Raw genomic sequence first — 13505 nt, forward strand, 5'->3', positions numbered from 1 at the left:
GGGGAAAATGTATCATGGACGCAAACGATAAATCGTATAGAAATCCGGAAGCGGTTATTGATCTATACGAAAAGCCACCTTTGGGTAGCTGGTGGCTTTTATCATTACAGCACTTATTCTCAATGTTTGGAGCAACTGTTCTGGTACCGTTACTGATTGGCTTGGATCCTGGTATTGCGCTATTCAGTTCTGGTATTGGTACTATCTTACATATCTTAATTACTAAGGGTAGAATTCCTGCCTACATGAGTTCCAGTTTTTCTTTCATTGTTCCCAGTGTTGCCTTGATGAAGACTGCCGGATATGCCGGAGTTGCACAAGGTACTATCGCAGTTGGTTTAGTTTACTTAGTCGTCGCTTTGATCGTGGCTTTTGCCGGATCAGATTGGATCGACAAGGCCTTACCTCCAATCGTAGTTGGACCGATCATCATTGTTATCGGATTATCAGTTGCCGGATCTGCAGCTGACAATGCGATGATGAATAATGGTCACTACGACCTGAAATTCTTTATTATTTCAATGATCACTTTATTTTTAACAGTCTTATTCAATATGTACTTCAAAGGATTTTGGAGTAACATTGCGATCTTACTAGGTATCGTTTGCGGATACATTATCTCGATTGCCTTTGGTATCGTGGACTTCTCCAAAGTTGCTTCCACACCTTGGCTCCAATTACCACAATTTGAATTTCCATTCATCAGTTACACACCTAAAAAGATCTATTGGGATGCCATACTGAGTTTTGCTCCAATTGCCTTCGTTACAATGGCCGAGCACTTGGGACACATTATGGTGCTTGATGAATTAACTCACAGAAATTTCTTTAAGAACCCCGGACTTCATCGAACACTTGCCGGTGACGGTACCGCATCGATCTTCGCCGGTTTAGTCGGTGGTCCTCCTATCACATCTTATGGTGAAAACATCGGCGTTATGGCCGTTAACAAGATCTTCAGTGTTTACGTTATCGTCGGTGCCGCCGTCTTCGCAGCTCTGTTCGGATTCGTTGGTAAATTAAGTGCCTTGATCCAGACGATTCCTGGACCAGTTATCGGTGGTATCAGTTTTGTCCTCTTCGGTGTTATCGCTTCAAGTGGTTTGAGGATCTTGGTTGATAACAAAGTTGACTTCAATAAAAAACACAATCTTATGATTGCGTCAGTAATTCTAGTTATTGGTATTGGTAATGCCTACTTGAAGATTGGAACATTCCAATTCACAGGTATTGGTGTTGCTACCATCGTAGGTATTGCGTTAAATCTAATCTTGCCTAAGAAGGCTTTATCAGAATAATTAATGTTTCAAGCGAGCAGATAGAATTTCTATCTGCTTTTTTAATTTGGCTCCGATATCAGTATCAGCCACCGTCTTACGTTTAACCGACTGCTCAATTACCCGTTTGGTCGAAACAACATCTGTCATATCCTCAATTGCCCGTTTCCTAGTAGTAAACGGCTCATGTGTTACGAGTTGTAATCCGTATGAGTTAGACAGCAACGTATAACCGCCAATTCCAGTTGTCTTATGATATGGCTTCGACATTCCACCATCGATAACGAAGATCTTACCATTAGCCATAATTGGTGTATGGCCAATTTTGACCGGTGTATGACCATTGATAATGTGACCCTGTTCAGTATCTAAGCCGAATTCAGTTAATAATTTATCAGCGAACCACTCTTCCTTGCGCAATGAATAATAAGGATTCTTGACCTCGTGCTGTAATTCCTTATTATGAACGAAATAGCGTTCAAAAGTTGTCATGGCCTCTTTACCGAACAGTGGCGATAGCTTCCCCGTCCAGAGATACCAAAGAATGTCAGAGTTAAAACAATCTTCAGTCTGTGGCTTTTGAAAGGCGTTCTTCAGCGTTACTTCAAAGAAATCAAACAATTCCTTGCCAGAGTACTCTTTATCACCTAACTTCAAACTCATCATTTCCCCATCTTTATCAACGGGAACGCAGCCATGTAGCAATAAGTTACCGTTATAACGAAGGTACATTGAACCGTTGTTCAGCATGTAACCCATGTGATAACGCAGTTTGGGCGAGGCGATAAATTGTTGGATCAAGTTGTCGAGGATCTTTTGTTCATCCTTCGTTAATTTATAAGGATCATCCGGATCGACTAATTGGAAGCAGCCATCAGTAATATCATAAGATTGACCGTTGATCGTAACGTGCTTGCGGTCAGCACTGATTTTATCCAACAACATTCGTGATTCCATCTCAAAATCAGGATTGCGTTTAATAGCGTGCCCTTCCATCTTAAATTGCATGATTGCCATAGCCTGTTGAACACAGTTATTGCGCTTTTCTAACTTAGAGGAGATCTTCGTGCCGGTATCAGATTTGGGCTTGAATGAAGCTAGTGATTGATAATTTTTCAAAGCAAATTTTTCTAGTTTCTCAAAATCAATACCATATGAATCACTCAAAATATCCAGATTATCATAACGGGCACTGATTCTGACTAGATTTGCCATGCAGAGCTTGGAACCAGCAGCACTGCCGATCCATAGAATATCATGGTTCCCCCATTGGAAGTCCAGGCTGCCCCAGCGTTTCATCAGATGTTCAATAATGAAGTCAGGATGTGGACCACGATCATACACATCTCCAATGATATGCAGGTGATCAACGACCAAACGTTGAATCGTGTGACAAGTAGAGATAATAAAAGCGTCAGCCATCCCTAAACTAATAATGTTATCCATGACTTCACGATAATATTGATGCTTTGTAGCATCGGTCATATCCGCATACAACAGTTCTTCTGTAATGTAGACAAAGTCAGGTTTGATCGCCTTTCTTACTTTTGAACGAGTGTATTTATTTGCCGTATAGCGCAACATTTCGATCAAGTTATTAAAAGTTGTCATATACCACTGGCACAACTCCGGTTCAGTTTTGATACTCTTTTTAGTTTGCTTCAATATTTCAGACGGATAGTAGATCAAAAATGCTAGTTTCTTTTGGCTCTCTTGAGTCAATCGACCTGTAAACAATTCACCGATCTTTTGCTTAGTATTACCTGAGCCGTTCCTCAAAATATGTGCGAATTCGTCATATTCACCATGAATATCACTGATAAACGCTTCAGTTCCTTTGGGCAAGTTGAGAATTGCCGACAGATTAATGATCTCTGATTTTATTTCATTAGTACTTGTGAATGTCTTTTGCATTTTGTGGACTATACCTCTCATTTATGAAATAGCTACCATTCCTGATAGACGTGGACATCTCGAACTATACCAAATCATTAAGCGTTTTACAAGAATCACAAAATATTTTGCGTTACTATAATTATATGGAGGTTAGCATATGACTTTAAAATTAGATTCAACTGTAACTCTAAATAATGGTGTGAAAATGCCACAACTTGGCTTAGGTGTTTGGAAAGTAAACAATTCCGGTGCATCGCAGTCAGTACAATGGGCCATCAAACATGGATACAAAGCTATTGATACCGCTAAGCAATACGGTAATGAAAAAGGTGTCGGTGAAGGGTTAACCAAGGCTCTGGCTGACAACAATTTGAAACGGGAAGATGTTTTCTTAACTACAAAGATTTTTAACGGTGATCAAGGCTACGATTCAACTTTGGAAAACTTCGAGGGCCAACTTAAGCGTCTGCAAACTGACTATGTAGACTTATTACTGATCCACTGGCCAGTTAGCGGCAAGTACTTAGATACTTGGCGTGCTTTAGAGAAGATCTACCGTGACGGAAAAGCTCGTGCGATCGGTGTTTCTAACTTCAATATTGCTAAGATGAAAGATGTTATCTTACACGCATCGATCAAACCAGCCGTTAACCAAATGGAATTCAATCCATTATGCCAAGAAGAAGATATCAAGGAATTCTGTGATAAGCACAATATTTACCTAGAAGCTTGGTCTCCACTCGGTGGTGGTGCTGTGCTCGGTGACAAGCGTTTGAAGGCTATCGCCGACAAGTATCACAAGTCAGTTGCCCAAGTAATTCTTCGTTGGGATTTACAACGTGGTATCATTACTATTCCTAAGTCAGTTCACGAAGAACGTATCGTTCAAAACTCAGATATTTATGACTTTGAATTGAGTGATGAGGACGTTGCAGAAATCAGTGGTTTTGATACTGATAAACGCAGTCTTTGGTATGGAGACTTCCTTTGGAGCGGTAATCCTGATGGCTTCGCTGATTCAGTTGAAGTTTGGGATGACTAAGCGTTTTACTTTTGATAAACAATAATTGATAAATTATACAAAAAGAGTGTGCTACGACTGTTGTGGCACACTCTTTCTTTCTATACATTAAAATATCGCTGTCTACTTCTCCTTGATCTTAGCAAGATTAAGGTCCTTCTCATTATGATGGCGATTCAAAACTCCTTCTGCAAAGATGATTGATTCCTTGTTATCGATCAACATCCCTGATAAATATGAGTTTTGGATCAAATTGGTAAACTTCTCGGTCCCTGCCACAATTCCTGCATTGGCCCAAATGTCGGCATCAACTAGATCATTGCCAACTATGGCTAATTCTTGAATGGCATCCAACCTGTCCTTTTCAAGATACTTAGCACGACTGTTGATCTTGGCAGTAGAAATAGAGCCGTATCTCATATTGTACTTCTTGAGAACCGTTTGAACTTCCCATTCAAAGTCAGTTGACGGTCTGACAGCAAATTTGGCGTTGCCGCGACCTTCCAGTGAAATTCCAATCACATTGTCATTCTCAAATAACGGAATCATAAACTTGTTAAAGGCTTGTTCGATAGCCCAGCTCTTGATCAATTTAGTTGGATCACCGTTGAAATAAACTTCAAATGAACCATTAGTTAGTTCACCAACAACTACTGTCTTTGAATAAACTGACTGGAACGCCTCAGAGTTAAGCAGTGGCTTCTTGTCGCCTCGTTGGAAACGAGAAACTAATGAGTTGGTTCGAAAAGGTGAATATTGAAGATCAACTTCTTCCAAATATCGGTTCATTTTTTCATAAGTGTCGATCATAACGTCGTAGTTATCATCATGATCTTGTTCAAATGCAAGCCGAATAATAAAAGGAATATTCATTGCATTGATTGTCTTAGTTAGAAATTCGGTCATAGGCATTTACTCCTTATCATATTTTGTTTTTTTAAGTTTTTAAATTTAATTTTAGGTTGTGGAGTCCTTCTCGATTCCACACCTTTATTGTAGATGGATTATGTGAACAAAATATGACGTAACATTGAAAAATCTCCCAAGATATTGTTCTTGAGAGATCTTCATTTTAGAAATATTTTTTTGTTTGTACTCAGCGACCCATCGCGGAAATTTACAATACCTAATTTTTTATCGATAAACATGCCTGTTAGGTCAGACCTAGAAATCATCTTTGGAAAAATTTCGGTTCCCGAAGAAATACCAGCGTTAGCCCAAACCACCGAATCAGTCAAATTGCCACTTAGAATCGTTACTTGTTCCATTTCACTGACTTTACTTCGTGGTACCTTTTCAAAATTCAAATTATTGACCGTGGCGATCGAACCATTCTGTAAGTAATAGCTAGTCAGATTTTCATCCGTATTAGGCTTATTGATATTGATACTCCAACGATAATCAGAATCACGACGAGTTGCTAGTTTGACATCCTCGTCGCTCTTAAATGAAACACCTTCGATGTCGTCATTTGATTCTAACAAAGGTTTCAGATAATTATCAAAGACTCGCTCCATTGCCCAACTCTTGATAATACCCGTAGGATCATACTTACCATTGAAATAAGCACTGTAATAGTGCTGCGTCATCTGTTCAGCAATAATCGTCTGATCATAAACTAATTGAAACGGCTCCGAATTGATCAACGGATCTTGATCGCCCTTTTGAAATTTTGAAACCATTGAATCCTTCTTCTCGATCGAGAAATCATCATCGATCTCATGCAGATCTATTTCAATGTGATGCTTAGTATCGTCTAGTGTGTGTTGGATCGATTCATAAGGATTAGTCGTCGCTATAACGATGTTGAACATCGTATTCATTTGTTTGATCGATGAGGTTAAGTAATAATATTTAGTTTCTGTCATAATGTTCTCCTTAATAGTTTTATGTATTTTAGTAATTTTAATTTTTTCTATTTAAGGAAATTATATCGGCAGAATGTGAACAATCTATGATGCATCTTTGTTGTAAATACGAAATTTTAGCGAAGAAAAAAGAGACCCTTAGGCCTCTTTATTATGTGGATTCAAAACAATATTCAAAATAATCGCTGAGAAACTACCAACAACCAATCCGTTATTCAAAATTGTTTGTAAGGTTGAAGGCAAGAAGTGTAGCAAGCTTGGTTGAACTGTGACACCTAATCCCAATCCAATGGCAACTGCCATGATCAGCATATTTTCATTGTTCATCTTAACTTTGGCTAGCATCTTAATTCCTGATGCACCAACGGTACCAAACATTATCAGCATGGCACCACCTAGAACAGAAGTTGGGATCAAGGTAGCAATGGCACCAACCTTAGGTATCAAGCCCAGTAAGATAAGTAGAAAGGCTGAGAAGTAAACGGGCTTGTTCTTCTTAATACCAGACAATTGAACGATCGCCACGTTTTGTGAGAAAGTCGAATATGGGAAGGTATTAAAAATTCCACCCAGAATAGCAGCTAATCCTTCAGAAGCATATCCGTGTTGCAGATCCTTCTCACTCAAGTCACGTTCAGTGATCTCTGCCAAAGCATAATAAACACCAGTTGATTCGATCATACAAGTCAATGAAGCTAGTAACATGATCAAGATCGATGACCATTCAAACTTAGGTGTAGCAAAGTAAAATGGCTGTGGAATTTGGAACCAGTGTGCATTGTGAACACTTGAAAACCCGATCGTACCCATCGCAATTGCAGCAACAGAACCAACGACAATACCGATCAGAACGGCAATCTGCTTAATAAATCCTCGTCCCCAAATACTAATTATCAAAATAATAAGTGCTGTAGAAAATCCTAATATCAAATCAGTTGGATCACCAAAGTTCTTAGCGGTAGCATCGCCACCACCGATATTTTGAAATGCAACTGGAATCAAAGTAAATCCAATCAACGTAATTAAAGATCCCGTAACTACTGGTGGGAAAAATCGCTTTAGCTTGGCAAATACCTTAGCAATCAACAAAATGAAAATTCCGGCAGCAATGATCCCACCGTACATATAAGCTATCCCAAAATGATGTCCGATATTTTGTAACGGCGTTACATACTCAACCGCAGATCCCAAAACAACCGGCAACCCGATACCAGTTAAGGGTGTCCGTTTGATTTGCAATAATGTTGCGACCCCACACATAAAAATATCGACTGAAATCAAGTAAGTCATTTGTGTTGAACTAAATCCTAATGCCGCACCAATTAAAATAGGAATTAAAATATCCCCAGAATACATGGCAAGCAAATGTTGAAAACCGAGTAATAAATTCTTCAAGAAAGAATCCTCAGTTTTGACTGTTTTTAAATCCATCTTGCACCTTCCCCAATGATTTTATGAAAATCGTTTCATATTCACGAATTATAAATAGTTATAAAGCTAATAAAATTCGTAATTAGCTTCCACTTTAGATACTTAATATAAAAAATTATAACACTAATTCGGGATTAAATGGATAATCTATGTAAATGAATACCGTTTTCAAATATGATAAAATATAAATCAGTATTAAATAGGAGGATTTCATAATAATGAAGAAAAATCATTTGGATGACGCTTGTACAACTATCTTGGTTGGTAAAAACGCCAGTTTAGATGGATCAACGATGATTGCAAGAAATGATGATACATTTTTTGCAGTTGCACCACACAGTTTCGTATTAAACCCAGCTGTTGAAGGTGAAAAAGGCCGTAAAGTTAAATCATGGCTTAACGGCTTCGAAGCTGAAGTTCCTGAAAATGGATACAAGTGGCCTGCTGTTCCTAACGTAGACTACAAACAATTCGGTTACTATGATGAGAGTGGTATCAACGGTGCTAATGTTGCTATGTCAGCTACTGAGAGTACTTATGGTAACGAACGTGCTTTAGCCTTCGACCCACTTGTAAAAGACGGTATGGACGAAGATGTTATCGTACGTATGGTCTTACCATATGTAGATTCAGCCAAAGGTGCTGTTCAACGTACTGGTGAATTGATCGCCAAATATGGTTCACCAGCTGGTAACTCTGTCTTATTCAGTGACAGTGACGACGTTTGGTACATGGAGATCGTTACAGGACATCACTGGGTTGCACAACGTATCCCTGATGACAGTTATGCTGTCTGCGCTAACCGTGTCTCAATTCAACAAGTTGACTTCAATGATCCTTCTCAATTCATGTGGTCAGATGGTATTCAAGAATTCGTTGAAGCAAACCACTTGAATACAGATAAGACTGGATTCAACTTCCGTCATATCTTCGGTACAGATAATATGAAAGATCGTCACTACAACACACCTCGTGTTTGGTTCGGTCAAAAATTCTTCAATCCTGAAATCGAACAAGACCCAGAAGATGGTGAACTACCATTCATCATGAAGACAGATCACAAGATCTCAGTTGACGATATTGAATATGTTCTTGGTTCACACTATAATGAGACACCTTACGATCCATTCAGCCCTGATGCTTCTGACGCTGATAAGTATCGTTACCGTCCAATCGGTTTGAACAGAACACAAAACTCACACGTTCTACAAATCAGAAACGATGTTCCTGAAGAATTCGCTGCTATCATGTGGTTATGTATCGGCTTCCCAACATATACACCATACATTCCTTTCTACACAAACATGAATGATACAGATGCTAGTTACAACGATGCTTCTCTAGAATTCAACTTTAAGGATGCTTACTGGATGTATAATGCTTTGTCGGTTCTTGTTGAATCACACTACACAGACTTCATCCAAGACGACATCGACTTCCTAACAGAAGTTCGTCAAGACTTGCGTATGAGCGTTGCTGAAACCGATAAGCTAGCTAAGGACTACGAAGGCGAAGAATTAGTTAAGTTCTTGACTTCTAGAAACCAAAAAGTTGTCAAAGAAATGGCTGATAAGACTCACAAGTTATTCGGTCAACTTTACACAAAGGGTATCAACCTTTCTAAGTTAACATTCAACATGGATAAGAATCTTTAATCCTTTTTCCTTACTGCTTCAACTTCCGCTTCCGATAAGCAGCAATTCCATCTGTAGCGGGACCAGTCTGAGCCACAAAACGGTCTCAGACTTCGCTTTCTTGCTTTGCATAAACCGCAAATCAAGAAAGTCGTCCAGTGCTGTAAATGTGGGAAAACCACCCGCATTAACACCACTTTTGCTACTGATTCCATTACTGCTTACCTCTAGCTAAATTATCAATTACTACCAAAATAAGTGTGCTATGACAAAATTGTCGTGCACACTTATTTTTATTTATGGATAAAAACGATAAATTACTATACTGCACAGGAGATAAAATCAACCTAGCTGAAGATCGTCAACAACGGAATCAGCCGTAAAAGTGTTCTTAGCGATTTATCGCTTAGAACACTGGAACGACTTTGAAGACTACAGGCTTCAAAGCGAGGTTGAAAACACAGTTTGAAACCGGTCCTACGGCAGATGTAGTCGTTGGCCATCTTCAGCGGCATCAAAAACACAACCCCCAGTTTCCAATCTCAAGTGTTTTTTCTGAGCAATCTGATTTACTAAACTGTATAATATCTCTATTGGTGTTTTTATACAGAGCTTAGGCTCGTTTTAGGAGGAAAATTATGGACGAAAGTAAGAAAATGACTAAGAAAACCCTGCATAAAGGGTTTCTCTTAGCTTTCCTTGCATCAGTTATTTGGGGTGTTTCCGGCGCTGTCCAACAGATTGTCGCAAAGGACAGTAACATCCCCGCTATGTGGTTCGTAGGAACTAGAACTTTAGTCGCTGGTGTTATTTTATTAGTAATTGCGTTTTTTGTTCTACCAAAAAAAGAATTCTTTTCGATTTTTAAATCATGGAAGGATACATTGACCTTGATTGCCTTTTCCATCTTTGGTCTCTTCGCTAACATGTACACCTTCTTCTATGCTATCCAAACAGGTAACTCTTCAACCGCCACGATCTTACAATACTTATCACCATTGTTCATCATGGTAGGAGCGGTTATCTTCACTCACAAAAAAGTTTTACGGATCGACGTTATTTCATTCTCACTAGCCTTGATCGGAGTTGTTCTATTGATCACTCGTGGTGACATCTCTCACTTGGCAATTCCATTTGTATCAGTACTTTGGGGAATCGGTGGCGGTATTACAGCTGCCCTCTATATCGTTATTCCTCAACAATTGATTGCTAAACACAATGGTTTGTTGGTGACTGGTTGGGGGATGTTGATTGCAGGATTGTTCTCTAATATCTTCACGCCCGTTTGGGTAAACCCACCACACCTTTCAACTAAGAGTTTGATCGGCGTTATAACGGTTATCCTTTTGAGTAATGTTATTGCCTTCTTGTTGATGGTCTTCAGTACTAAATACACAACGGCAGCTACTATCAGTATCACCGATGCCGTTCAACCATTCACTACCCTAGTATTAAGTGTTATTTTCCTATCATACAGCGTTAATTTACCTGAGATTATCGGTGCAGTAATCGTTGTCTTTGCTATCTATATACTAAATCGATATGATACTAATGGAGACTAATCAATACTAAGGAGATAGGAAGAATTATGAAAATTTTTGCTTACGGAATTCGTGACGATGAACTGTCATCATTGAAGAAATGGGAAGCTAACCATCCCGATGTTGAAGTCGGATATACTGATAAGACTTTGACACCTGAGACAGCTGAATTGGCCGATGGTTCTAACGGTGTCGTAACTTTACAAACAACACCATATGAACGTGAAGCACTCAAGAAATTGTCAGAATATGGCATCAAATCCATTTCGATTCGTAATGTAGGTTTCGATAATTTTGACTTCAAGGATTTAAATGACTTTGGCATGAAATTAACCAATGTTCCCGTTTATTCACCAAATGCCATTGCCGAACACACCGTTCTATTGATGGGACGACTATTACGTCGTGTACCTGAAGTAGATAAGAAGTTCGATAACGGTGACTTCACTTGGGCACCTACGATCGGTAGAGAATATCGTGAACAAACTGTTGGTGTCATCGGTACTGGCCATATTGGTCGAGTTGTGATCAAGATTTTGCAAGGTTTCGGTGCCAAGGTGGTAGCTTATGATGTATACCATAACGCCGATATAGAGAAGCAAGGCTTGTATGTTGATAGTCTTGAAGAGCTTTATAAGCAATCAGATATCATCACCTTACATGTACCATTATTCGACAGTAACAAGTATATGATCAATGACGAAGCTATCTCTCAAATGAAAGACGGCGTTATAATCGTCAACTGTGCCCGTGGTGAATTGATCGATACTGACGCTTTGATTGCTGGATTAGACTCTGGCAAGATCGGCGGTGCTGGATTAGATGTACTAGATAATGAAAATTCCGTCTTCGGACACAAGTGGGGCAGCATTGATAACCTACCAAATCCTAAGATCAAGAACTTGGCACAACGCCTCAACGTTATCATCACACCACACAATGCCTTTTATACGGAAACAGCGGTTCACAACATGATCACCGTTTCTTTTGATTCCAACAAGGCTTTGATCGATGGTGAAACACCTAAGAATTTAGTTGACACAACTAAATAATTCCAAACTAATAGACCCTCTCTTATGAGATGGGTCTATTTTTGTATTCTTTAACTTGTTTGATGTAATTAGTAACTAGTGCCCAGATGGCTGGAATCAAGTAGAGATGACTCCAGATCCCTATCAGAAGTAAAATGACTGCCCAGGAACCATCCAGTCTGACTAGTGAAAAATAAATCAATAATTGCAAGATCGAATAGCCAACAAAGATCACTAATCCTAATGCTGACATGATCAGACTTCTAGATGTCAAAGCTAGTAAGGCTGAGTTTTGATAAGTGTGAATGACTGTCAATATGGCAGCCGCATTAGTAACGATCATAATTGCGAAGCCTAATAATTGTGGTAATGAATACTTCTTGGTCAAGATAATGTTCCTCCGTCCTTACTCTCTAAAGAATATCATAACTATTATTTTTTTCACGATTTGACCCTTTACCCCCTTTTATTTTGTGAAAATTGCGTTACACTTAATTACACAGTTTATTAGAATTTAATTAATGTTCTAATATAATTCACAGAAAGAAGGACTTATTTATGAAGATTTACGTATTTGGCGTTCGCGGCGGCGACGAAGAGGCACCATTAAAAAACTGGATGGCTGAACATCCCGAGGTTACAGTTGGCTTTACACACGACATCTTAACTCCTGAAAATGCGAGTCTCGCAAAGGGATACGATGGCGTTTGTTCAGTGCAACGTGAACCTTATGCTCGTGAAGCACTGAAGATTCTCCACGACTATGGTATCAGCAAGCTGTCAGTTAGAAATGTCGGGGTTGATGGTTTTGATTTTAAGGATCTCAACGACTTTGGATTTACACTGACAAACGTTCCAGTCTATTCTCCTAACGCAATCGCCGAACACGCATCCTTATTAGTTGGACGCTTGCTTCGCCGAGTACCTGAATTCGATGCCAAACTCCGTGCTGGTAATCTTAAATGGTCCCCTACTATCGGTACTGAAATTGCCGGTAAAACCGTTGGTGTTATTGGTACTGGCCATATCGGGAGCGTCTTCGCTCGAATTATGCAGTTTGGTTACGGAGCCAAGGTAATTGCTTACGATATCGATCCTAACCCCGCTCTAGAAAATCTCGGGATCTACGTTGATTCACTGGACGAATTGCTGGCACAATCTGACATTATTTCTATCCATACACCACTAGCACCACAGGATTACCACATGATCGATGCTGATGCCATCGCCAAGATGAAACAAGGATCTTACTTGATCAACTGCGCCCGTGGCGGTCTAGTAGATACTGACGCCCTAATCGATGGCCTAGACTCGGGCAAGATCGCCGGTGCTGGACTAGATGTTCTTGATAATGAGAATGGTATTTTCCAAAAAGACTTCGGTAGTTTCGATGCGATTCCTAACGAAAAATTCAAGAATCTTGCCAGTCGTGACAATGTGATCATCACACCACACACTGCCTTCTACACTGAACGTGCCGTGCATAATATGGTCTACGAAGCAATGGATACCCAAATCAAATTGCTCAATGGCGAAGTGACTAAGAATATCGTTAAAACAAAATAATTTATAATTTTTGTTTGACAATCAATTAAACATGGTGTAATTTATTCACCAATCAAATAATTAAAACTTATTTAATCCAATTAGACGTTGAAGAGAAGAGTAAGTTAATTAGTAGTTTGCATAGTGACCGCTAGATAGTGAAAAGGCGGAACGAAAGTTTAACTGAAGATGAGCTTGGAGTCTTACCTAGGTGAAAGCCAAAGGTACGCAAGGATGCGATATCATCCCGGACATGTTAGT

At 39.4% G+C, this 13505-nt stretch carries 11 protein-coding genes; 6 read left to right on the forward strand and 5 right to left on the reverse strand.

Annotated features, from left to right (window positions below):
* Positions 1–14: 14 nt before the first annotated feature.
* The gene (locus U8519_RS05565) at positions 15–1298 is read left to right on the forward strand and encodes a solute carrier family 23 protein (protein ID WP_334329317.1); all 1284 of its coding nucleotides are present in this window, start codon (positions 15–17) and stop codon (positions 1296–1298) included.
* On the opposite strand, the gene U8519_RS05570 is transcribed toward U8519_RS05565, so the two are convergent.
* Positions 1299–3191 (reverse strand): fructose-1,6-bisphosphatase, encoded by a 1893-nt coding sequence (locus U8519_RS05570; protein WP_334329318.1) that lies wholly within the window; start codon positions 3189–3191, stop codon positions 1299–1301. It lies immediately after the preceding gene.
* A 139-nt stretch (positions 3192–3330) separates the two neighbouring features.
* Here U8519_RS05570 and U8519_RS05575 point away from each other — a divergent pair, with 139 nt between their 5' ends.
* On the forward strand, positions 3331–4215 hold the full coding sequence (locus U8519_RS05575; RefSeq protein WP_334329319.1) for an aldo/keto reductase: 885 nt from the start codon (positions 3331–3333) through the stop codon (positions 4213–4215).
* Between the two features lie 102 nt (positions 4216–4317).
* Here U8519_RS05575 and U8519_RS05580 read toward each other — a convergent pair whose 3' ends face one another.
* From U8519_RS05580 to U8519_RS05590, 3 genes are all read right to left on the reverse strand, one after another.
* On the reverse strand, positions 4318–5100 hold the full coding sequence (locus U8519_RS05580; protein ID WP_334329320.1) for a hypothetical protein: 783 nt from the start codon (positions 5098–5100) through the stop codon (positions 4318–4320).
* Positions 5101–5261: 161 nt separating this feature from the next.
* Positions 5262–6062, reverse strand: a complete 801-nt coding sequence (locus U8519_RS05585; protein ID WP_334329321.1) for a hypothetical protein — start codon at positions 6060–6062, stop codon at positions 5262–5264.
* Positions 6063–6200: 138 nt separating this feature from the next.
* Positions 6201–7493: a nucleobase:cation symporter-2 family protein gene (locus tag U8519_RS05590; protein WP_334329322.1), complete on the reverse strand. Its 1293-nt coding sequence runs from the start codon at positions 7491–7493 to the stop codon at positions 6201–6203.
* Positions 7494–7711: 218 nt separating this feature from the next.
* Here U8519_RS05590 and U8519_RS05595 point away from each other — a divergent pair, with 218 nt between their 5' ends.
* The 3 genes from U8519_RS05595 (at position 7712) to U8519_RS05605 (ending at position 11720) form a co-directional block, all read left to right on the forward strand.
* Positions 7712–9148, forward strand: a complete 1437-nt coding sequence (locus U8519_RS05595) for a C69 family dipeptidase (protein WP_334329323.1) — start codon at positions 7712–7714, stop codon at positions 9146–9148.
* Positions 9149–9765: 617 nt separating this feature from the next.
* Positions 9766–10689: a DMT family transporter gene (locus tag U8519_RS05600; RefSeq protein WP_334329324.1), complete on the forward strand. Its 924-nt coding sequence runs from the start codon at positions 9766–9768 to the stop codon at positions 10687–10689.
* 26 nt (positions 10690–10715) lie between these two features.
* Entirely contained in the window at positions 10716–11720 is a 1005-nt protein-coding gene (locus U8519_RS05605) for a D-2-hydroxyacid dehydrogenase (protein ID WP_334329325.1), read from the forward strand.
* Between the two features lie 22 nt (positions 11721–11742).
* Here U8519_RS05605 and U8519_RS05610 read toward each other — a convergent pair whose 3' ends face one another.
* A complete protein-coding gene (locus U8519_RS05610; protein ID WP_334329326.1) occupies positions 11743–12087 on the reverse strand; it encodes a hypothetical protein in 345 nt (114 codons plus the stop codon).
* Positions 12088–12257: 170 nt separating this feature from the next.
* Here U8519_RS05610 and U8519_RS05615 point away from each other — a divergent pair, with 170 nt between their 5' ends.
* A complete protein-coding gene (locus U8519_RS05615) occupies positions 12258–13265 on the forward strand; it encodes a D-2-hydroxyacid dehydrogenase (RefSeq protein ID WP_334329327.1) in 1008 nt (335 codons plus the stop codon).
* The last annotated feature ends 240 nt before the right edge of the window (positions 13266–13505 follow it).

Origin of the sequence: Companilactobacillus sp. HBUAS59699, from assembly GCF_036913575.1 — a bacterium.
Classification (GTDB): domain Bacteria; phylum Bacillota; class Bacilli; order Lactobacillales; family Lactobacillaceae; genus Companilactobacillus.